21 protein-coding genes and 3 pseudogenes are annotated in these 21,425 nt (G+C 64.5%); 23 read left to right on the forward strand and 1 reads right to left on the reverse strand.

Features of this window, described 5'->3' with window-relative positions:
* The first annotated feature begins 82 nt into the window (after positions 1–82).
* From ACSQ3Z_RS28270 to ACSQ3Z_RS28370, 21 genes and pseudogenes are all read left to right on the forward strand, one after another.
* Positions 83–1,126, forward strand: coding sequence for an enoyl-CoA hydratase/isomerase family protein (locus tag ACSQ3Z_RS28270; RefSeq protein ID WP_436174554.1), 1,044 nt, complete (start codon positions 83–85; stop codon positions 1,124–1,126).
* Positions 1,123–1,545 carry a DUF6163 family protein gene (locus ACSQ3Z_RS28275; RefSeq protein WP_436174555.1) on the forward strand — a complete coding sequence of 141 codons (423 nt, stop codon included), beginning with the start codon at positions 1,123–1,125 and terminating at the stop codon, positions 1,543–1,545. The genes ACSQ3Z_RS28270 and ACSQ3Z_RS28275 overlap by 4 nt, the downstream gene beginning before the upstream one ends.
* 236 nt (positions 1,546–1,781) lie before the next feature.
* Positions 1,782–2,297 carry a transcriptional regulator LdtR gene (gene ldtR / locus ACSQ3Z_RS28280; protein WP_436174556.1) on the forward strand — a complete coding sequence of 172 codons (516 nt, stop codon included), beginning with the start codon at positions 1,782–1,784 and terminating at the stop codon, positions 2,295–2,297.
* A gap of 191 nt (positions 2,298–2,488) precedes the next feature.
* Positions 2,489–2,839 carry a hypothetical protein gene (locus ACSQ3Z_RS28285; protein ID WP_436174557.1) on the forward strand — a complete coding sequence of 117 codons (351 nt, stop codon included), beginning with the start codon at positions 2,489–2,491 and terminating at the stop codon, positions 2,837–2,839.
* Positions 2,840–3,208: 369 nt separating this feature from the next.
* Entirely contained in the window at positions 3,209–4,462 is a 1,254-nt protein-coding gene (locus ACSQ3Z_RS28290; protein ID WP_436174558.1) for a L,D-transpeptidase family protein, read from the forward strand.
* Between the two features lie 143 nt (positions 4,463–4,605).
* Positions 4,606–6,237: pseudogene (locus ACSQ3Z_RS28295) on the forward strand (Na+/H+ antiporter).
* Positions 6,238–6,364: 127 nt separating this feature from the next.
* Entirely contained in the window at positions 6,365–7,678 is a 1,314-nt protein-coding gene (glyA, locus tag ACSQ3Z_RS28300; RefSeq protein WP_436174559.1) for a serine hydroxymethyltransferase, read from the forward strand.
* 84 nt (positions 7,679–7,762) lie between these two features.
* Positions 7,763–8,404 (forward strand): hypothetical protein, encoded by a 642-nt coding sequence (locus ACSQ3Z_RS28305; protein ID WP_436175177.1) that lies wholly within the window; start codon positions 7,763–7,765, stop codon positions 8,402–8,404.
* A gap of 42 nt (positions 8,405–8,446) precedes the next feature.
* On the forward strand, positions 8,447–8,776 hold the full coding sequence (locus ACSQ3Z_RS28310) for a GlpM family protein (protein ID WP_436174560.1): 330 nt from the start codon (positions 8,447–8,449) through the stop codon (positions 8,774–8,776).
* Positions 8,777–8,862: 86 nt separating this feature from the next.
* Positions 8,863–9,342, forward strand: a complete 480-nt coding sequence (gene nrdR, locus ACSQ3Z_RS28315; RefSeq protein WP_006201907.1) for a transcriptional regulator NrdR — start codon at positions 8,863–8,865, stop codon at positions 9,340–9,342.
* Between the two features lie 2 nt (positions 9,343–9,344).
* A complete protein-coding gene (gene ribD / locus ACSQ3Z_RS28320; RefSeq protein WP_436174561.1) occupies positions 9,345–10,475 on the forward strand; it encodes a bifunctional diaminohydroxyphosphoribosylaminopyrimidine deaminase/5-amino-6-(5-phosphoribosylamino)uracil reductase RibD in 1,131 nt (376 codons plus the stop codon).
* Positions 10,475–11,089, forward strand: coding sequence for a riboflavin synthase (locus ACSQ3Z_RS28325; protein WP_436174562.1), 615 nt, complete (start codon positions 10,475–10,477; stop codon positions 11,087–11,089). The genes ribD and ACSQ3Z_RS28325 overlap by 1 nt, the downstream gene beginning before the upstream one ends.
* A 45-nt stretch (positions 11,090–11,134) precedes the next feature.
* Positions 11,135–11,488, forward strand: a complete 354-nt coding sequence (locus ACSQ3Z_RS28330) for a hypothetical protein (protein ID WP_436174563.1) — start codon at positions 11,135–11,137, stop codon at positions 11,486–11,488.
* A gap of 102 nt (positions 11,489–11,590) precedes the next feature.
* Positions 11,591–12,085 (forward strand): 6,7-dimethyl-8-ribityllumazine synthase, encoded by a 495-nt coding sequence (gene ribH / locus ACSQ3Z_RS28335; protein WP_436174564.1) that lies wholly within the window; start codon positions 11,591–11,593, stop codon positions 12,083–12,085.
* Entirely contained in the window at positions 12,082–12,582 is a 501-nt protein-coding gene (gene nusB, locus ACSQ3Z_RS28340) for a transcription antitermination factor NusB (protein ID WP_436174565.1), read from the forward strand. Before ribH ends, nusB begins: the two co-directional genes overlap by 4 nt.
* Entirely contained in the window at positions 12,579–13,799 is a 1,221-nt protein-coding gene (locus ACSQ3Z_RS28345; protein WP_436174566.1) for an MFS transporter, read from the forward strand. Before nusB ends, ACSQ3Z_RS28345 begins: the two co-directional genes overlap by 4 nt.
* A gap of 157 nt (positions 13,800–13,956) precedes the next feature.
* Positions 13,957–14,868, forward strand: a complete 912-nt coding sequence (gene osmF / locus ACSQ3Z_RS28350) for a glycine betaine ABC transporter substrate-binding protein OsmF (RefSeq protein ID WP_436174567.1) — start codon at positions 13,957–13,959, stop codon at positions 14,866–14,868.
* A 43-nt stretch (positions 14,869–14,911) separates the two neighbouring features.
* Positions 14,912–15,669, forward strand: a pseudogene (locus ACSQ3Z_RS28355) (ABC transporter permease); the annotation flags it as partial.
* Positions 15,618–16,280, forward strand: a pseudogene (locus tag ACSQ3Z_RS28360) (ATP-binding cassette domain-containing protein); the annotation flags it as partial. The pseudogenes ACSQ3Z_RS28355 and ACSQ3Z_RS28360, both read left to right, overlap by 52 nt.
* A complete protein-coding gene (locus tag ACSQ3Z_RS28365; protein ID WP_436174568.1) occupies positions 16,277–17,026 on the forward strand; it encodes an ABC transporter permease in 750 nt (249 codons plus the stop codon). The pseudogene ACSQ3Z_RS28360 and the gene ACSQ3Z_RS28365, both read left to right, overlap by 4 nt.
* 272 nt (positions 17,027–17,298) lie before the next feature.
* Positions 17,299–19,440 (forward strand): sodium-translocating pyrophosphatase, encoded by a 2,142-nt coding sequence (locus ACSQ3Z_RS28370; RefSeq protein WP_436174569.1) that lies wholly within the window; start codon positions 17,299–17,301, stop codon positions 19,438–19,440.
* 176 nt (positions 19,441–19,616) lie between these two features.
* On the opposite strand, the gene ACSQ3Z_RS28375 is transcribed toward ACSQ3Z_RS28370, so the two are convergent.
* Complete coding sequence (locus ACSQ3Z_RS28375) at positions 19,617–20,132, reverse strand: outer membrane protein assembly factor BamE (protein WP_436174570.1); 516 nt, start codon at positions 20,130–20,132, stop codon at positions 19,617–19,619.
* 115 nt (positions 20,133–20,247) lie between these two features.
* Between ACSQ3Z_RS28375 and ACSQ3Z_RS28380 the strand changes: the two genes are divergently transcribed.
* On the forward strand, positions 20,248–20,790 hold the full coding sequence (locus ACSQ3Z_RS28380; RefSeq protein ID WP_436174571.1) for a ubiquinol-cytochrome C chaperone family protein: 543 nt from the start codon (positions 20,248–20,250) through the stop codon (positions 20,788–20,790).
* An 11-nt stretch (positions 20,791–20,801) separates the two neighbouring features.
* Positions 20,802–21,350: a YceD family protein gene (locus ACSQ3Z_RS28385; protein ID WP_436174572.1), complete on the forward strand. Its 549-nt coding sequence runs from the start codon at positions 20,802–20,804 to the stop codon at positions 21,348–21,350.
* Positions 21,351–21,425: the final 75 nt, after the last annotated feature.

Genomic DNA, 21,425 nt, shown 5'->3' on the forward strand with positions numbered 1-21,425 from the left:
TCGCGGCGCCCGGCAATTGACCTTCACTCTGTCGCCGCTTAGCACTTCAGTCCCGCACACACGGGGGAGGGATTCTCTGGCGATGGATTTTGATGGAGGCGACGAGATTCGCTTCGAGCGGTTGGGCAGGGCCGGCGTCGTCACGCTGACGCGGCCGCAGGCGCTCAATGCCGTCACCCATCGCATGGTCAAGGCGCTCGACAAGGCGTTGCGCGCCTGGGAGCGGGATGACGGCGTCGACGTCGTCATCGTCAAGGCCGAGGGCAGGGCGTTCTCCGCCGGCGGCGACATCCTGCACATCTACGAAGCCGGCCGGGCCGGACAGCCTCCGGTCGAGTTCTTCGCCGACGAATACCGCCTGAATGCCAGCATCAAGCGGTTCAAAAAGCCCTATGTCGCGCTGATCGACGGCATCGTCATGGGCGGCGGCGTCGGCATCTCGTTCCACGGCTCTCAGCGTGTGATGACCGAGAACGCCCAGTTCGCCATGCCGGAAGTCGGCATCGGCTTTTTCCCCGATGTCGGCGCCAGCCACCTTTTGCCCGACCTCGGCGGCAGCTTCGGCATGTATCTGGCGCTGACGGGGAACCGCATCCGCCACGGCGATGCGCTGTGGTCGGGCCTGGCCACCCACACCATCAAGGCCGAGGACCAGTCGGGTTTTCTCGATCGGCTCTGCGCGACCGGCGATCCGGAAACGGTGCTGCGCGGCTTTTTCGTCCCGGCAAAGCGCGAGACCGACCGGCCGGTTCTGGAAGCGATCTCCCGCCATCTCGCACAGCCGTCTCTGTCGGATATCATCGCCAGCCTGGAGCGGGCGGCGCCCGCCGACGAGTTCGCCGCCAGGACGCTGGCGACGATCAGGACGCGCTCGCCGACCAGCCTGCACGTCGCCTGGCGCCAGATCGGCGCCGGGCTGACGCTGTCGATGGACGAGTGCATGAAGATGGAATTCCGCATCCTCAACCGGATGCTGGCGGGCCACGATTTTTACGAGGGCATCCGCGCCGCCATCATCGACAAGGGCTCGAAACCGCAATGGCGCCCGGAAAGCCTCGATGCGGTACGAGCAGCGGACGTCGACGCCTATTTCGCGCCGCTCGGCGACCGGGAGCTCGACCTGTGAGCGAGGTCACCTCCAGGCGCGTCGTGCTGCAGCCCTCGACCACCGAAATCATCTTCGCCTGGTTCCAGCGCGTCGTCGCTGGCTACTGCCTGCTGTTCGGCATCCTCTACTGGGTCCGGCTGATCGGCTTCTATCCGGGCCCGCTGTGGCGCTTCGACCTGATGCCGGTGCACTGGCAGGTGGCGGCGGTGATGCTCGCCGTTTTCTTTCCCTTCGCCGCGGCCGGCCTCTGGATGCTCGCCTCCTGGGGCCCGGTGATCTGGTTCATCTGCGCGGCGACCGAGATCGTCATGTATGCCGGCTTTCCCGACCTGTTCGGCCACCGGTTGCTGATCATTGCCTCGCATGCCGCGGTGGCATTGCTTTACATCGTCTTCCGGGTGATCATCTGGCTGCAGAAGCGCCAGGCCCGGCGGTAGCTGCCGCCCGCAGACCGCCCAATTTGAACCTGCCAGGATTCGCCCCAAATCATTGGCTAAATCTTTAGGTTAATTATCCTTGCTCGGGTGACCGATCGTTAAGCCTCTTTCGAAACCTCTTACCGGTAAGCTCTTGTTAGCCTTGGCGTTTAAGTCGAATTTTATGAGTATTCGATAGTGTCGCGATCAAGGTGAAAAACAAAAAATCACCGGGCGACAAACGAGAGGCAAAGACAATGATCAATTCGCGTCCGGCGGTGAAGCCCGCCACCGTATCCGACGACCGCCGCGAGGCGATCCGTTCGCTGTACATGGAATCGCTGCAGCTGGTGGAGCGTCTGCACCGCCGCCTGCTTGACGTTATCAAGGACGAGTTCGACCGCAACGGCCGCTCCGACATCAACGCCATCCAGGCGCTGCTGCTGTTCAACATCGGCAATTCCGAGCTGACCGCCGGCGAACTGCGCTCGCGCGGTTACTATCTCGGCTCGAATGTCTCCTACAATCTGAAGAAGCTGGTCGACCTCGGCTTCATCAACCACCAGCGCTCGCGCATCGACCGCCGTTCGGTCCGCGTCTCGCTGACGCCGAAGGGCAATGAGGTGGCCGACGTCGTCGCCGGCCTCTACGAACGCCACGTCGGCTCGATCGAGCAGGTCGGCGGCATCAACACCGACGAATTCAAGCAGATGAACCGCGCCTTGCAGCGGCTGGATCGCTTCTGGAACGATACCATCGCTTATCGGATGTAAGGCGCCTGCACGCCAGGGGACTTGAAGCCGCGCCGTAGAAGCGCGGCCGGGCAAGCTATGGGGATCGGTGCCAGAAGGCGCCGGTCCTTTTCTTTTCCTGATCCAAAAGTCCAGCCGACCGTCGGCACCATCGCTGCCAGCTTTGCTTTCGCTGCAGCAGTGCCTAATGTCACGGCTTGGCGGGGGAGCGCATGATGGACCTGGGAAAACGCTGGAACATTTGCTCGGTTGCCGTGACGCTTTTGCTGGTCCCGCAAATGGCTTTCGCCGAGGAGTGGTGGAAGGATTCTTTTGCTGCGGAAGGCAGCTCCCCTTGCGACAACAATGACTCGATCGTGACATTCACCGACAAGGCAGTGGAGATGTGGGAGGTTGGCTGCACACTGAACAAAGTTCAGAAGATCAAGCGCCTGGACGCTGTCCTTCTGGACATGACCTGTACGGACGGTGAGAGCACAAGAGACGGGAGCTGCTGCTCAAACTGGACAACAAAGTCCTGCGCTATCCTCAGAATGAGATGTTGCAACGATGCTCGGAATTGAAGGCGCCGCCAGGTCAGGACCCAAAGGGTTGAGACTTTGCGCTCGGGGACAAAGGCCTGTTTCAGATCCGACGGGATTGTCACAGGTGCCGAAAAGCACCGGTCCTTTCTTTTCGCGGCGCCGCCCGCTGCAAATCGCGGGCCAAGGCCACGTTGCCGCCATAATCCCAGTGGAAGCGAGGATGCGGGTGATGCTGCGGGCCAGCGCTTGCGCTCACTCGAACCGGCATCGCGACAGCGCATTTCACGCCCAAGTGATGCAGGTCATGGTTGGCTAATTGTTAACATTGCCAACCCTAGAGTGCGGGCGTAATCGCCCGTTAGAGCGAACCGAGCGAGATCGAACACCGCTAAAATGTCTGGAACGTCCATGAGAACCAGCCGCCGTTTCTTCCTTTCCGGAGCCTCCGCGCTCGCTGCCGCTCTTGTTGCGAACAGCGCCAGCGCTCAGGACGTCATCGGGGATATCCTGAAGTCCTCGGGCCGCGGCAATTGGGACGACCAGTTCGACGCCCGCGCCAGCGAGGGCGGCAAGGTGGCTTCGACGCTGCCGATCTTCAGCCTGCAGACCGTCGCCTTCACCGAGCAGGCGGTGGCGCAATATCAGAACATCGTCGCCCAGGGCGGCTGGGGCGAGGTTCCCGCGACCAAGAAGCTGCAACTCGGCGTCGACGATCCGGATGTGGTGCCGCTGCGCAAGCGCCTGATGATGTCGGGCGACCTGGCGCAGAGCGCCGGCATTTCGACCGCCTTCGATTCCTATGTCGATGCAGCGGTCAAGCGCTTCCAGTTGCGCCATGGCCTGCCTGCCGACGGCGCAATGGGCAAATACACCTATACGGCGATGAACGTCTCGGCACAGATCCGGCTCGGCCAGTTGCAGACCAATCTGCAGCGTCTGCGTGAAAAGGCCGGCACGCTCGGCAGCCGCTACGTGCTGGTCGACATTCCGGCGGCTCAGATCGAGGCGGTCGAGAACGACCGCGTCGTGCTTCGCCACACCGCAGTCGTCGGCAAGATTGATCGCCAGACGCCGATCGTCAATTCCAAGATCAACGAGATCATCGTCAATCCCTACTGGAACGCTCCGGTCTCGATCGTGCGCAAGGACATCATTCCGCTGATGCGCAAAGACCCGAACTATCTCAAGGACAGCCATATCCGCCTGTTCGCGCCGGATGGCAGCGAGGTCGATCCGATGACCGTCGACTGGTCGACGGACGATGCCGAGAAGTACCGTTTCCGCCAGGATCCGGGCGCCGGCAATGCCATGGCCTCGGTCAAGATCAATTTCCCGAGCCCGGACGGCGTCTATATGCACGACACGCCGCAGCAGAGCCTGTTCGGCAAGCTGATGCGCTTCGATTCCTCGGGCTGCGTGCGCGTCCAGAACGTGCGCGACCTCGTCACCTGGATCTTGCGCGACACGCCCGGTTGGGACCGCCAGCATTTCGAGGGTACGATCAAGACCGGCGAGAACACCCCGGTTCAGGTCGTCAACCCGGTGCCGGTCCACTTCCTCTATCTGTCGGCCTGGTCCACGGGACCTGGCGTTGTGCAGTTCCGCGACGACATCTACGGCCTCGACGGCAACGAAGAGCTGCAGATCACGTCTTCGCTGTAAATAGCTGATATCTTTTCAAAAAAAGGCCGCCGACAGGGCGGCCTTTTTTGCTTTCCGCTGCAAGGCTGACAGCCTTGGCCAGAGACCTGGCTGGACGGAGCGGTTTCCACTGCGCATGGTCCGCCAACACCCGGAATCGCACCATGCAAGTCGCCGTCTTCATCCTGGTCGTGCTCGGCTTCGTCGCTATCTCCGGCGCGTTGGTGCGGCTGGTGCGGGTGCCGCTGCCGGTGCTGCAGATCGCGATCGGCGCCGCACTTGCCTGGCCGGCTCGCGGCCTGCATGTCGAGATCGATCCCGAACTGTTCCTTCTGGTTTTCATCCCGCCATTGCTGTTCAGCGACGCCGCCACCGCGCCGAAGCGTGAATTGCTGGCACTGCGCGGCCCGATCCTCGACCTTGCCATCGGGCTCGTCTTCTTCACCATCGTCGGCTTCGGCTACGCCTTGCACTGGTTGGTGCCGAGCATCCGCTCGTCGTCGCCTTCGCGCTGGCCGCGGTGCTGTCGCCGACCGACGCGGTGGCTGTCTCCTCGATCGTCGACAGAAACGTGGTGCCGGCGCGGCTGATGCACATCCTCGAAGGCGAGTCGCTGCTCAACGACGCGTCGGGCCTGGTCATGTTTCGCTTCGCCGTGGCGGCAGCGCTGACCGGCAGCTTTTCCCTGGGCGCCGCGTCGCTGAGCTTCCTCTATGCCGTGGCGGCCGGCATCCTGGCCGGCGTGGTGGCCTTGATCGTCGCCGCCAAGACTTTGCAGCTGTTGAACCGCATCGGCGGCGTGCCGGCCGAGGCGCAGGTGCTGGTGATGATCCTGATCCCTTTCATCGCCTATCTCGGCGCCGAGCATGCCGGCGCTTCCGGCATCCTGGCGGCGGTCACCGCCGGTGTGCTCACAAGCGGCTCCGGCATATTCCGCTATCTCGGCGTTTCGGCGCGCATGCAGACCATGTCGCTATGGACGACGCTGTCCTTCGTCTTCAACGGCGCGCTGTTCATCCTGCTCGGCCTGCAGCTCCCCGATATCATCCGCAAGGTGCCCCACGAGCTCTCCAGCCGGCACTGGCTGATCGAGCCGGTCGCCACGGTGCTGATCCTCACCCTGTGCCTGATCGGCTTGCGCTTCCTTTGGATCTGGGTCGGCGATATAGCGCAGCGCCTTGCCGCGCGGTTTGGCAAGCGCAAGGCGGAGCCGTTCGGCCTGCGCGTGCGGCTTGCCGGCTCGGTGGCAGGCGTGCGCGGCGCGATCACTTTGGCTGGCATCCTGTCGTTGCCCTTAGCCATGCCCGACGGCTCACCCTTTCCGGCGCGCGACATTGTCATCTTCCTCGCCGCCGGCGTCATCATCTGCTCGCTCACCATAGCCAGCCTTGCCTTGCCGAAGATCGCGCGTGGGCTGGTCGAACCGGGCGAGGATCCAGGCGCCGCCGAGGAGCGCCGGGCACGCGTCGGCGCGGCCAATGCGGCCATCGCCCGCATCGAAAGCGTCGCCAATGACGCAAGCGAAGGGGAGGCGGCCGATGCCCGCCTTGCCGTCGCCGATAGCATCGTCGCCGGCTACCGTCGCCGTATCGCCGCCTCCGACGAGGCCGATGAAGCCCGCGCCGAAGCTCGCGAAGCCGGGCGGCTGGAGCTCGAGCTCCGCTTTGCCGCCATCGAGGCCGAGCGCACGGCCGTGCGCGCCATGTTGCGAAATCAACGACCATACGGCGCGGGCGCTATTTGCCGAGATCACCCTGACCGAGGCCCTGCTGAAAGGCCGGCAGAAGCGGAAATAGCAGCCGCGCAACCTTACTGGCGCAATTCGGCCAGCAAATTTCGCGCCGCAAACGTGGCGAGGCGAAAACAACTGTGTTAATGCCGCGGCGAACCTTCCAGACCTTCGGACCCAGGGGATTTCAGGCCATGGCTACAGCAACGGCAGTGTCGAACAAATTCGAATCCTTCTTCGAAACCACGCTGGAAGATGCCGATCCGGAGATTTTCGGCGCCATCCGCAACGAACTCGGCCGCCAGCGCCATGAGATCGAGTTGATCGCGTCGGAAAACATCGTCTCGCGCGCCGTGCTCGAAGCGCAAGGCTCGATCATGACCAACAAATATGCCGAGGGCTACCCGGGCAAGCGCTACTATGGCGGCTGCCAGTTCGTCGACGTGGCCGAGGAACTGGCCATCGAGCGCGCCAAGAAGCTGTTCGGCTGCAACTTCGCCAATGTCCAGCCGAACTCCGGCAGCCAGATGAACCAGGCGGTGTTCCTGGCGCTGCTGCAGCCCGGCGACACCTTCATGGGCCTCGACTTGAATTCCGGCGGCCATCTGACCCACGGCTCGCCGGTCAACATGAGCGGCAAATGGTTCAAGGTCGTCTCCTACGGCGTGCGCAAGGAAGACCATCTGCTCGACATGGACGCGATCGAGAAGACCGCGCATGAGACCAAGCCGAAGCTGATCCTGGCCGGCGGTACCGCCTATTCGCGCGTCTGGGACTGGAAGCGGTTCCGCGAGATCGCCGATGCGGTGGGCGCCTATCTGATGGTCGACATGGCCCACATCGCCGGCCTCGTCGCCGGCGGCGTCCACCCGTCGCCGCTGCCGCATGCCCATGTCGTGACGACGACGACGCACAAGTCGCTGCGCGGCCCGCGCGGCGGCATGATCCTGTGCAACGACGAGGACATCGCCAAGAAGATGAACTCGGCCGTCTTCCCGGGCCTGCAGGGTGGCCCGCTGATGCATGTGATCGCCGCCAAGGCGGTGGCCTTCGGCGAGGCCTTGAAGCCGAGCTTCAAGGTCTATGCCGAGAGCGTGGCCGCCAATGCCAAGGCGCTGGCTTCGAGCCTCAAGGAAACCGGCCTCGACATCGTCTCCGGCGGCACCGACAACCATCTGATGCTGGTCGATCTGCGTCCGAAGAACGCCACCGGCAAGCGCGCCGAGGCGGCACTCGGCCGCGCCAACATCACCTGCAACAAGAACGGCATCCCCTTCGATCCGGAAAAGCCCTTCGTCACCTCGGGCGTGCGCCTCGGCACGCCGGCCGGCACCACGCGCGGCTTCGGCCAGGCCGAGTTCCGCGAGATCGGCAAGCTGATCGCCGAGGTGCTGGACGGGCTGAAAGTGGCGAACTCCGACGAAGGCAATGCGGCGGTCGAGGCGGCAGTGAAGGCCAAGGTCGTGGCGCTGACGGATCGTTTCCCGCTCTATCCCTATCTCGGTTGACCTGACGCCCGGCCTCATCCCTTATTGGCGATGACGAGAAGCGCCGCTCCTGATGGAGCGGCGTTGCGGACAGGAGCCTTGATGATGCGAATTCTTCAACTTGCCGGCCTTGGCGTGCTGGCCATGCTGCAATTGGCCGGCGCCGTCTCGGCGCAGACCACGACCACCCAACCTGCGCCCCAGGCCACGGCGCCCCAGGCCACGGCGCCCAAGGCCGCTGCACGCCAGGGTGCGGCACCAGAAGCCGCCGGACCCAAGACGGAAACCTTCGGCAAATGGTCGACGATCGTCGACGAGGTCAGCACCGGCGAGGATGTGCGCAGGACCTGTGCTGCATCGACCGCTTTCCTCGACGCGAACGGCACCAGCGGCACGCTGACGCTCGCCATCTCCAACGGTGACGTGCTGCCCCCCAACGGCTATCCGAGCCTCATCATTGCCTTGAGGAACAAGGATTTGCCGACCGGCGAGAACATTCCCGCGGTGTTCGGTGACGACAAGGGCAAGGTCAAGGCGACGGTCAGCGCCGATATTGGCGACCAGTGGATGATGAACAACAAGGCCGAGACCACGCTGGCGGTCCTGCGCGCCATGCGCCGCGCCGGCGCGCTCGACGTCGCTTTCGCCAACGCCCCGGTCGCGACCATCTCGATGGACGGCTTCACCAAGGCCTATCGCAGCCTCGGCGCATCCTGCGGCTTCCCGACCACTGACGTCGCGCCCTGACGCGGCCTGCACACCGGCAGATCCCCAGCAAGGAGCCGCGTCATGGACATTCTCTGGAAAGGTGTGGTCGGCGGCCTGGTCACCGCACTGATCGTCTGGGCCTCGAAGCGCGGCAACATCTTGCCCGGCATCCTGCCGCTGGCGCCGACTTTCGCCGTGATCGCGCTGCTCGCCGTCGGCGCCAAGGGCAATCCGATCGGCTTTCGCGAAGCCTGTCTTGCCGGTTTCAAGACGATCCCCGCTTATCTCGCCTTCCTCGGCGCCTGCTGGCTGTTCATCGATCGCGTCGACTACCGGCTCGCCGTTCTCGGCGGCATCGCGGTGTGGCTGGTCGCGGCGCTGGCAATCTTCCTCGCGCCTCGCTATCTCTGAGGCGCGGAAGGCCATCCGTGCTTTGCCATTGCGGCAAAAACCTCTAAGCCTTCCGTCCCACGAGAATCGCGAACCGAAGGCTCTCCATGCGCTGCCCCTACTGCCAGTCCGAAGATACGCAGGTGAAGGATTCGCGCCCCGCCGAGGATGGCGCGGCGATCCGCAGGCGGCGCGTCTGCCCCGATTGCGGCGGTCGTTTCACCACGTTCGAGCGCGTGCAATTGCGTGACCTCGTCGTGGTCAAGAAATCCGGCCGCAAGGTGCCGTTCGACCGCGACAAGCTGCTGCGCTCGGTCGAGATCGCGGTGCGCAAGCGCAATGTCGACCCCGAGCGCATCGACCGCGCCGTCACCGGCATCGTGCGCCAGCTCGAAAGCTCGGGCGAGACAGAAGTGGCATCCGGCGAGGTCGGCCGGCTGGTCATGGAGGCGCTGAAGTCGCTCGACGACGTCGCCTATGTGCGCTTCGCCTCGGTCTACCGCAATTTCCGCGAGGCCAAGGATTTTCATGAGGTGCTGGGCGAGCTCAAGGGCGACGAGCTGAAGAGCGAAGAGGACGCCGGCTGAGCATGGCAAGCCCGAAGCTCAGCCCGGCCGAACAGCAGGCCCTCGATCGCCGCTTCATGGCGGCCGCGTTGCGGCTTTCGCGCAAGAATGCCGGCCGGACCTCGACCAACCCGTCCGTCGGCACGCTGATCGTGCGTGATGACGGCGCCGGGCCGATGATCGTCGGCACCGGCGTCACCGCGGTCGGCGGGCGTCCGCATGCCGAAACCGAGGCCTTGGCCGAGGCCGGCGAACTGGCCCGCGGCGCCACCGCCTATGTCACTCTGGAACCTTGCGCCCACCATGGCCGCACGCCGCCTTGCGCCCATGCGCTGGTCACTGCGGGCGTCGCGCGCGTGGTCGGTGCGGCGAGCGATCCCGACCCGCGCGTTTCCGGCCAGGGTTACGCGATCCTGCGCGCCGCGGGCATTGAGGTGGTCGAAAAGGTGCTGGCGGCCGAGGCTTCGGAGCAGATGGCCGGCTATCTGATTCGGTCTCTCAAAAAACGCCCGGAAGTGATTTTGAAACTTGCGCTTTCCAGCGACGGCAAGATCGGCGTGGAAGGCGAGGGGCAGGTCGCGATCACCGGCGAGATCGCGCGGCGCGAAGTTTATCTGATGCGGGCCGAGGCCGACGGCATCCTGGTCGGCATCGGCACCGCGCTGGAGGACGATCCGGCGCTGACCGTGCGTTTGCCGGGGTTGGAAAACCGTTCGCCGGCACGCATCGTGCTCGACCGCCAGATACGCTTGCCGGAAGCCTCGAAACTGGTCTCCGGTGTCGACCGCGTTCCGCTCTATGTCGCCGCTTGCCTGGAGGCCGACCCGCACCGGCGTGCCGCGCTCGAACGCGCCGGCGTCCGCTTCATCGGCACCGAGACCCATGAGGGCGGCGTTGCCTTGCCCGAGCTGCTGGAAGATCTGGCGGCGCTCGGCATGGCCAGTGTGCTGGTCGAGGGCGGCGCCAAGGTGGCTCGAGCCTTCCTCGCCGAAGGGCTGGTCGACCGCATCGTGCTGTTCCACGGACCCGAGGCGATCGGCGAGGGTGGCATTGCATCGCCCATCGACGCCAACCATATCCCGGCAGGATTTCGCAAACTGCGCGACATGCAGTTCGGCGAGGACAGCTACGCCGAGTGGATAAGGGATTTCTGATGTTCACCGGGATTGTCACCGATGTCGGCACGGTCGCTGCCGTCAAGCCGCTCAGGGAAGGGGTGGGCCTGCGCATCGACACCGCCTACGATCCCGAGACCATAGCCATCGGCGCCTCGATTTCCTGTGGCGGCGTCTGCCTGACGGTGACCGCGCTGCCCGAAAGGGCCAATGCGCGCTGGTTCGAGGTCGAGGCCTGGGAAGAAGCGCTCCGGCTGACGACGGCCATGGGCTGGAAATCCGGCACGCGGATCAATCTTGAGCGGGCGCTGAAGATCGGCGACGAGCTCGGCGGCCACATCGTATCGGGCCATGTCGACGGCATGGCCGAGATCGTGGCCCGCAAGGAGGGGGGCGGCGCCGTGCGCTATACCCTCGAGGCGCCGCGCGAACTGGCAAAGTTCATCGCGCCAAAAGGCTCGGTCGCGCTCGACGGCACCTCGCTCACAGTCAACAAGGTCGAAGGCACCCGCTTCGACGTATTGCTGATCCATCATTCGCTGACGGTCACCACCTGGGGCGAACGCCAGGTCGGCGACCGCGTCAACCTCGAGATCGACACCATGGCCCGCTACGCGGCGCGCCTGGTGGAGGCAGCGAAAGAGGGGCTATAGCGGTCAAATGATGGGTATGTCGCTAGCCGTCTTTAAGGCGGCAAATTGATCGACGATCCTAAAAACCCTGTCTATGAAGGGGTCAGGGATCTCGAAGACCTCCTCTATGGTGATGTGCACGAGCAGGTCCGGGCTATTCTCAGCATATCGCAGCACGACGACTGGTGTTTCGCGCAGGATGTCTGCCTAAAATACGCGCGTGATCCCAACCCAGATGTGCGAAACATTTCCATTGTCGGATTGGGTCATATCGCGCGCATCCATGGTGCTATCGAAATAGGTTCTGTTTTGGAACTTGTTGGCGCTCTTCGCCGAGCCGGACGCGATCGCGGTTCCATCGAAGGCATGTTTAGCGACATCATGGTCTTTGTTGCACAGCAGGGGCGACGAGCGGTTTAACCCGGTAGGCCAGCCGACGCTCGGAAATTGGACTGGCCCTTCGGACAAAGCTTGCGAACGCCGCCGCTTCGGCCTAAGTCACCGGCGATCCCGGAGACATTTATGGCTGGCACATCCCAACACGGCAAAGCGTTCATCCGTCCGAAGACGAAGGCGCACCTTCTCGTCATCGAGGCGCGCTTCCATGACGACCTTGCCGACGCGCTGCTCGAAGGCGCGACCAGCGCGCTCGACGAAGCCGGCGCGACCTATGACGTCGTCACCGTCCCCGGCTCGCTGGAGATTCCGGCCGTGATCACCTTCGCCCTCGACGGTGCTGCCGACGGCGGGAAGAGCTATGACGGTTTTGTCGCGCTTGGCACCATCATCCGCGGCGACACCTATCATTTCGACATCGTCGCCAATGAATCCAGCCGTGCGCTGATGGACATTTCGGTCCAGGATTCAGTCTGCATCGGCAACGGCATCCTGACCACCGAGAACGACGCCCAGGCCTGGACGCGCGCCAAGCGCTCGGAAGGCGACAAGGGCGGCTTTGCCGCGCGTGCGGCGCTGACCATGATCGCCCTCAAAGAGCAGTTGGGGGCGCAATCGTGAGCGAACCCGCTTCGCCCGGCCAGCCCGCGATACGCCACGCCAACAAGCGCGGCGCCGCCCGTCTGGCCGCCGTGCAGGCGCTCTACCAGATGGATGTGGCCGGCAGCGGCATCTTCGAGATCACCGCCGAATATGAGGCGTTCAGGCTCGGCAAGGAAGTCGACGGCGCGCTCTATCGCGAGGCCGACGCGCAATGGTTTCGCGCCATCCTCACCGGCGTGGTCGAGAACCAGAAGACCATCGATCCGGTCATCCGCCAGGCGCTGACCGACGACTGGCCGCTGTCCAGGCTGGATTCGACGCTGCGCGCCATTCTGCGCGCCGGCGTCTATGAATTGATGAAGCGCGATGACGTGCCGGTCGCCGTCATCGTCTCCGAATATGTCGACATCGCCAAGGCCTTCTACGAAGAGGACGAGCCGAAGCTCACCAACGCCGTGCTCGACCGCGTGTCACGCCGGGTGCGTGGTGAGGGCCGCGGCAAGGACGCTTCGTGACCGCCGCGGCTGTCGTCGCCGAGGCAAGCAAGGAAGCACGCCGCACGGCATTCATCCTTGCTGCCGCGCAGGCGATCATCGGTTCGGCCGCACCCATTGCCATTTCCGTGGGCGGGCTGGCCGGCCAATACCTGCTTGCCGCCGACAAGTCGCTGGCGACGGCGCCGATCACCGGCTTCAATGTCGGTGTAGCGCTCGGCGCACTGCCGGCTGCCGCAATCATTCGCAGCCTCGGCCAGCGCGGCGGTTTCATGACCGGCACCATCATCACCGCGCTCGGCGGGCTGGTCGCTACGCTGGCGCTCTTCCATCCGAACTTCTGGCTGTTCGCGTTCGGACTGTTGGTGATCGGGATCGGCGGCGCTTTCGTCAAGCAGTTTCGCTTCGCCGCCGCCGACAACGCACCTTCGGAATTCAAGGCGCGCGCCATTTCCTTCGTGCTGGCCGGCGGCATCGTCACCGCCATACTCGGGCCGCAGATCGTCATCTTCACCCGCGAATTGTTCGCGCCGGTGATGTTCGCCGGCTCGTTCGCCTCCATCCTTGTGCTGGCCGCTGTCGGCGCCATCATCCTATCTTTCCTGCGCATCCCGTCCCGGGCTGCCGGCAAGACGGAAGTCGCCGACAGCGATGCGCGGCCGCTCTCCGAGATTGTCACCCGGCCGCGTTTCGTCGCGGCGCTCTTCTGCGCCGTCGGCAGCTATGCGCTGATGAGTTTCGTCATGACCGGCGCGCCGCTTGCCATGGTCGGCTGCGGCCTGTCGACCGATGATGCGATGCTCGGCATTTCCTGGCATGTCATGGCGATGTTCGCGCCGAGCTTCTTCACCGGTTCGCTGATCCACCGCTTCGGCGCCGAACGCATCGTCGCAGCCGGCCTGATCCTGCTCGTCGCTTGCGCCGTGGTGGCTCTGTCGGGACTGGCGCTGTGGCAATTCTGGACGGCGCTGATCCTGCTCGGCCTCGGCTGGAATTTTGGCTTCATCGGCGCCACCGCCATGGTCGCCGACAGCTATCGGCCATCGGAAAAGGGCAAGGTGCAGGGCTTTCATGACTTCGTCCTGTTCGGCTCCGTCGCCTTCGCCTCGCTGATGTCGGGCGCTGTCTACAATGCCTGGGGCTGGGAGATGCTGAACTGGATCGTCTTCCCGGTTACCGCGCTCTGCTTCGTGGCGCTGGGCGCGCTGAAGTTGACGGGCTTGCGCCGGGCCACCTGACACCACCTTGTCTGGATGGGCGGCGTCGGATTGGGCCAGCCCGCATAAAATTATTGCGTGCATCCTCTTTGTTATGAAACCGTGTGCCCCGACGGGGCGTTGAAGCCATGCTCATATGCGGCAACCGTAATCCGGTTCACAGCAAGGGATTCCCAACATGTTTTCAATCAAGCTTCTGGCCGGCGCCGCGCTTGCGCTCGGTATTTCCGCGGCCTCGGCAAATGCCCAGGTGGTCGTCTCCTCGAAGATCGACACCGAGGGCGGCGTGCTCGGCAACATCATCCAGCTGGTGCTGAACGCCAACGACATCAAGACCACCGACCGCATCCAGCTCGGCGGTACGCCGGTGGTGCGCAAGGCGATCACCGCCGGTGAGATCGACATCTATCCGGAATACACCGGCAACGCCGCCTTCTTCTTCGAGAAGGCTGACGATCCGGTGTGGAAGGATGCCGCCAAGGCCTATGAGACGGCCAAGAAGCTTGACTACGACGCCAACAAGATCGTCTGGCTGTCGCCGTCGCCGGCCAACAACACCTGGGCGATCGCGCTGCGCAAGGAAGTCGCCGACGAGAACAAGCTCGCCACGCTCTCCGACTTCGGCAAATACGTCGCCGGCGGCGGCCAGGTGGTGCTTGCGGCTTCGGCCGAGTTCGTCAATTCGGCGGCGGCACTGCCGGCCTTCCAGACCACCTACGGCTTCACGCTGAAACCCGACCAACTGATCACGTTGTCCGGCGGCGACACCGCCGCGACGATTGCCGCGGCGGCCAACCAGACCAATGGCGCCAATGCTGCCATGGTCTACGGCACCGACGGCGGCATCGCGCCCTCCGGCCTGGTCGTGCTCGACGACGATAAGGGCGTGCAGCCGGTCTACCAGCCTGCGCCGATCATCCGCGAAGCGGTGCTGAAGGAGCATCCCGAGATCGAGACGTTGTTGAAGCCGGTCTTCGCCAAGCTCGATTTGGTCACGCTGCAGGAACTGAACGGCCGCGTCCAGGTCGGCGGCGAGCCGGTCAAAGGCGTCGCCGAGGACTTTTTGAAGAAGAACGGCTTCCTCAAGTAGGACGATTGCGGCGCGCCCTATCGGCGGCGCGCCGCATCGGCTGATGGGAGAAGGCGTGCGCATCCGGTTCGACAAGCTCGGCGTCGTCATCGCTGCGATTGCCGCCTATGCGGCATTCCTTGATCCGTTCGCCACCTTCCGCGCCAACCGCATCGTGCCGGGCGAAGCGCGCTCGATCCTGGAAGCGCTGCCGGCAATATCGGGCCGCTGCTGTTGGCAATCGTCGTTGCTGGCGCGCTCATCGCGCTGCTGAAAACCCCGCTCGTCCTGCGCCTCGCCGCCGGCGTTATTGCGCTTGCGGCACTTGCCATCCTGATCGGCGTCGCCGGCAGCTTTCTCACCCCGGTGGGCAACACCTTCGCCCGCATCTCACCGGCCTCCGGTTTCTGGCTGCTGATCTTCGCCTTCACGCTTCTGCTGGCCGACGTGCTGACACGGCTGAACCTGTCGCCCTGGGCGCGCGTCGGCGTGCTGGTCGTGGCGGCGCTGGCCATCGGCCTGCTGTTGATATCCGGGCAATGGAACGGCCTGTCGATCCTCAAGGAATATGCCAACCGTGCCGACAGTTTCTGGGCCGAAGGCTCCAAGCACATTACGCTGGCGTTGGGTTCGCTGGCCGCCGCAGTGATTGTCGGCCTGCCGCTCGGCATTCTCTGCCATCGCGTCGAGAAATTGCGGGCCGGCGTGCTCAATGTGCTCAACATCATCCAGACCATCCCCTCGATCGCGTTGTTCGGCCTGCTGATCGCGCCGCTCGGCTGGGTCGCGGCCCGGTGCTGCTCGGCTGGGACAAGGCCCGCATCAAGGCGCGCGTCGATGAGTTGATGACGCTCTACCAGCTTGATCCCGAGGCTTACGGGCCGCGTTATCCGCACGAACTCTCGGGCGGCCAGCAGCAGCGCGTCGGCGTTGCCCGCGCGCTCGCCGCCGAGCCCAACGTGCTTCTGATGGACGAGCCGTTCGGCGCGCTAGACCCGATCATCCGCACCAAGGCGCAGGAGGATCTGCTGGCGATCCAAAAACGCTTCGGCACCACCATCATCCTCGTCACCCATGACATGGAGGAGGCCGTGCATATGGGCGACAAGATCGCCGTCATGGATGCCGGCAAGCTGGTGCAATACGCCAAGCCCGCCGAGATCCTGGCGAAGCCGGCCAGCGCCTTCGTCGAGACCCTGGTTGGCGCCAGCGAAAAACCGTTCCGGCTGCTGTCGCTCGGCCGTGTCAGCGACGCGGTGGAGAAGGGGACCGCCGAAGGCGAGGCGATCCCCGGCGATGCCAGCCAGCGCGACGCGCTGGCTGAGCTGCTCTGGTCCGGCCGCCCGGCGCTGCCGGTGAAAGGCGAAGACGGCAAGCCGCTCGGCCGCGTCACTGTGGACGGCTTGGTCAAGCGCGCGGCGAGGCCGGCATGAAAGCCTGGCTGCCCTCGCTGCTCAGGCTTTTGCTGGTGGTGCTGCTCGTCGCCTTCGTCACCAATCCTGGCTGGTTCCAGCCGCTCCTGAGGCCGCTGACCGAGAACGGCGCGCCGGCGATCTACAATCAGGGCAGTCTTTTGACGCTGACCTTGCTGCATCTGAGGACCGTGCTGATCGCCACGGTGGCGGCCACCCTGGTCGCAGTGGCGCTCGCCATCCTTGTCACCAGGCCGGCTGGCGCCGAGTTCCTGCCGCTGTCGCGCAGCCTGGTCAATATCGGCCAGACCTTTCCGCCGGTGGCGGTGCTGGCGCTGGCCGTGCCTGCTGTCGGCTTCGGCGAAAAGCCGACGCTGATCGCGCTGTTTCTCTATGGCCTGTTGCCGATCTTCGAGAATGCGCTGACCGGCCTCACGACACTGCCGGCCAACGTCATGGAGGCGGCGCGCGGCGCCGGCATGACCGGCTGGCAAAGGCTCACCAAGGTCGAACTGCCGCTCAGTGCCCCGATCATCCTCGGCGGCATAAGGCTGTCGGTGGTCATCAGCCTCGCCACCGCCACCATCGGTTCGACGGTTGCCGCCAAGACGCTGGGCGAGGTGATCATCGCCGGCCTGCTGTCGAACAACCTCGCCTTCGTCCTGCAGGGCGGCCTGATCGTCGCCGCCCTTGCGGTGCTGATCTATGACGGGCTGTCGGCCATCGAGCGCTACACGGCGCGCCGCATGGGGCAGGACACGGCGTAGCACCGCTCAGGACTGCAGTCGGCGATCTCAGCCGGCCTTATTCCGCTACGTCATTTCAATCGATCTAAAAGGAAGGCGGAGCGGGAAGCTGCGTCGCCGTCTGCGCCTTTTGGCCGAAAGCCGGGCAAAAACCGAACAATATCTTGACGTTCCGAGCCCTGTTTCGCATACACCGCTGCGAAGGGACGGAATCCGCCTGGCGGAATGCCGCTCCCCGTCTCAACGGCCCAGGGAGGGGTTCTTTTGGGCCATCAATCGAGGAAAATTCGGCAATGACCATCATTTCCGCCGTCATCGCCTGCGGCCTGCTTTCAGTCCTTTACGCAATCTGGGCGACCCGATCGGTCCTCGCGTCCGATCAGGGCAATGCACGCATGCAGGAAATCTCCGCGGCCATCCGCGAAGGCGCGCAGGCCTATCTGGCGCGCCAGTACACCACCATCGCCGCCGTCGGCATCGTCGTGCTTTTGCTTGCCTGGTGGCTGCTTTCGATCACCGCCGCGATCGGCTTCCTGATCGGTGCCGTGCTCTCGGGCGCCGCCGGCTTCATCGGCATGCACGTCTCGGTGCGCGCCAATGTGCGCACCGCGCAGGCGGCGTCGAACAGCCTCGCAGCCGGTCTCGACATCGCCTTCAAGTCGGGCGCCATCACCGGCATGCTGGTCGCGGGCCTGGCGCTGCTCGGCGTCTCGATCTACTATCTCATCCTGACCCATTTCATGGGCCTTCAGCCCAATGACCGCATCGTCATCGACTCGCTGGTCTCGCTCGGCTTCGGCGCCTCGCTGATCTCGATCTTCGCCCGTCTCGGCGGCGGCATCTTCACCAAGGGCGCCGATGTCGGCGGCGATCTCGTCGGCAAGGTCGAAGCCGGTATCCCCGAAGACGATCCGCGTAACCCGGCCACCATCGCCGACAATGTCGGCGACAATGTCGGCGACTGCGCCGGCATGGCCGCCGACCTGTTCGAGACTTATGCGGTCACCGTCGTCGCCACCATGGTTCTCGCCGCCATCTTCTTCGGCGGCACTCCCGTTCTCAGCGCCGCCATGCTCTATCCGCTGGCCATCTGTGGCGCCTGCATCCTGACTTCGATCGTCGGCACCTTCTTCGTCAAGCTCGGCTCCAATGGCTCGATCATGGGCGCTCTTTACAAAGGCCTGATCGTCACCGGTCTGCTGTCGATCGTCGGCCTCGGCGCCGCCACCTCGGCGACCCTCGGCTGGGGCGAGATCGGCACCGTTGCCGGCATGACCATTACCGGCAAGAATCTGTTCATCTGCGGCCTGATCGGCCTTGTGGTGACCGGCCTCATCGTGGTGATCACCGAATACTACACCGGCACCAACAAGCGCCCGGTCAACTCCATCGCCCAGGCTTCGGTGACCGGCCACGGCACCAACGTCATCCAGGGCCTTGCGGTGTCGCTGGAATCGACAGCACTTCCGGCGATCGTCATCGTCGGCGGCATCATCTCGACCTACCAGCTCGCCGGCCTGTTCGGCACCGCGATCGCGGTCACCACCATGCTCGGCCTCGCCGGCATGATCGTTGCGCTCGACGCCTTCGGCCCGGTTACCGACAATGCCGGCGGCATTGCCGAAATGGCCGGACTGCCCAAGGAAGTGCGTCACTCCACCGACGCGCTCGACGCGGTCGGCAACACCACCAAGGCGGTGACCAAGGGCTACGCCATCGGTTCGGCCGGCCTCGGCGCGCTGGTTCTGTTCGCAGCCTATTCGAACGACCTGAAGTTCTTTGCCGCCAATGGCGACAAATACCCTTACTTCCAGGGCATGGGCGAGATCTCCTTCGACCTCTCCAACCCTTACGTCGTCGCCGGCCTGATCTTCGGCGGCCTGATTCCATATCTGTTCGGCGGCATCGCCATGACGGCCGTCGGCCGCGCGGCGGGCGCCATCGTCGAGGAGGTGCGCAAGCAGTTCCGCGAGGACCCGGGCATCATGGCCGGCACCTCGAAGCCGAACTATGCGCGCGCGGTCGACCTGCTGACCAAGGCGGCGATCCGGGAAATGATCATCCCGTCGCTGCTGCCGGTGCTGGCGCCGCTCGTCGTCTATTTCGGCGTGCTGCTGATCTCGGGCTCGAAGGCGTCGGCCTTTGCCGCGCTCGGCGCCTCGCTGCTGGGCGTCATCGTCAACGGCCTGTTCGTCGCCATCTCGATGACCTCCGGCGGTGGCGCCTGGGACAACGCGAAAAAATCGTTTGAGGACGGCTTTACCGACAAGGACGGCGTCAAGCATCTGAAGGGCTCCGAGGCGCACAAGGCCTCGGTCACCGGCGACACGGTCGGCGATCCCTACAAGGACACCGCCGGTCCGGCGGTCAACCCGGCGATCAAGATCACCAACATCGTCGCCTTGCTGCTGCTGGCCGTGCTCGCGCACGGCTGAGCGATCGGGCAAGAGCTTTCAAGACGAAACCCGCGGGAGCGATCCCGCGGGCTTTTTCTTGCGACGATCAGATGCCCCGTCAAAACAAGAGCCCGCAGGATTGCTCCCGCGGGCTCTTGGTTGCCTGAGATGGTTACTGCTTCACGGAAGAAGCAAGAAAGGGAATGCGGGACGCCTCAGGGCGTGCCGCCGCCGGGAATGCCGGGCGACAGCTTGCTGGCGCCTTTGATGATCTGGCTGAGGAAGTTCTGGTCCTTGCCGCCAGTCGGCGTGGTGCGCGAGATGAAGTCGAACATCCTGCCGTCTTTCAAGCCGTAGTTGGCGATCTGGGTGACACGCCCGTCAGCGCCGAAATACACCGCCAGAACTTTCTGGTCGACCAGACGCGGCTTGTCGAAGGCGACGTAACGCTTGCGCGTCTGCGAGATGTAGTAGAAGGCCTCGTTGTCGAAGGTGGCCGTCGTCGATGGTGTGCCGAGCGCCAGCAGCACCTGTTCGCGGCTGGAGCCGACCGGCACCGAGTCGATCGCCTGCTGGTCGATCACATAGCCTTGCGTCAGCGTCTCGCTGGGGTTGAGGTCACCGACCATCTTGGACGTGTTGCAGGCGGAAAGCGCTGCAGCCGCCACCAGCAGCGAGACCATGCCGGCGGGCCGGGGCAAAAAAGACGACTTGAATTTCAGCGCGCGCAACAACAACTCCATTAGCTGGCCGCAACTTGCGCTGGGCGGCAAAACCGGTAAACCAGCTTGCCTGCCGATGCAACAAGGCCAATTCAAACAAACGGTCCCCGGGAGACCACCCTCAATGTTCCAGCGCCTTTTTGGCCGCGAACGCCACGCCAACCGCGCCATCACCGAGGCGCTCTACGCACAAATCGTGGCAGCGGCGCGGCAAACGATATTTTATTCCGACTGGAATGTGCCGGACACGCCGCTCGGCCGTTTCGAGATGCTGTCGCTGCACATGTTCCTGTTCCAGCACCGGCTGCGCGGCGAGAGCGGTGCCGCGACGGAGCTCGCGCAGGTGCTGATCGACGAGTTTTTCCTCGATGTCGAGCATTCGCTGAGGGAACTGGGCATAGGCGATGTCGGCGTGCCCAAGCGCATGAAGAAGCTGGCAAAAATGTTCTATGGCCGCACCGCCGCCTATGACGATGCGCTGGAGCGCGACGACCGCGAGGCGCTGGCCAGCGCGCTTGCCCGCAATGTCAGGCCCGATGCCGGCGCCTGGCCGCAGGCGCCGCTGCTGGCGGCCTATGTCGCCGATGCCTCACGGCAACTCGCCGCGCAGCCGGCCGAATCGATCGTTTCCGGCACGGTGGTGTTTCCCGTGGCCAGGGCAGCTTGAAGGAGGGGGAGATGAAACATGCCGATCCCCAAGGCCCGGTGTCCTTCGTGGCCAACGTCGCCCGCCTGCCGCAAAAGGGGCTGCCTGTGGTGATCGATGCCGACGACCGGCAGCGCGCCGCACTCGCCACCGAGCACGAACTGCTTTCTGTCGAACGCTACCGCGCCGAGCTTTTGGTGACGCCGTGGAAGCGGCACGGCGTCAAGGTCAGCGGCCGTGTCGAGGCCGACATCACCCAGGCCTGCATCGTCACCCTCGACCCGGTCGCGGCCCATATCGACGAGCCGTTCGAAGCGCTTTTCCTGCCGGAGCAGTCCAAGCTCGGGCGGCAGGGTTTCGAAGGCGGGGGCGAGATCGTGCTGGATGCCGACGGGCCTGACAGCCCGGAGACTTTTTCCGGCGAGACGATCGACGTCGGGGCGCTTGCCGAGCAATTTTTCGGCCTGGCGATCGATCCTTATCCGCGCAAGGCCGGGGCATCGGTGGAGGCCGCCGGCGATACCGAGCCCGCTGAAAGCGAATTCCAGCAAAAGCTGCGGTCCCTGCTTGGAAAATCCTGAAAGCGGACGAGATATTGGAAAAGCCGGTTGTGCGGCAGCCCAAAACCGCTATTTTCGCCGAACCTTCGCGAGCCC

This window comes from Mesorhizobium sp. LjNodule214, assembly GCF_964252735.1.
Taxonomy (GTDB): domain Bacteria; phylum Pseudomonadota; class Alphaproteobacteria; order Rhizobiales; family Rhizobiaceae; genus Mesorhizobium.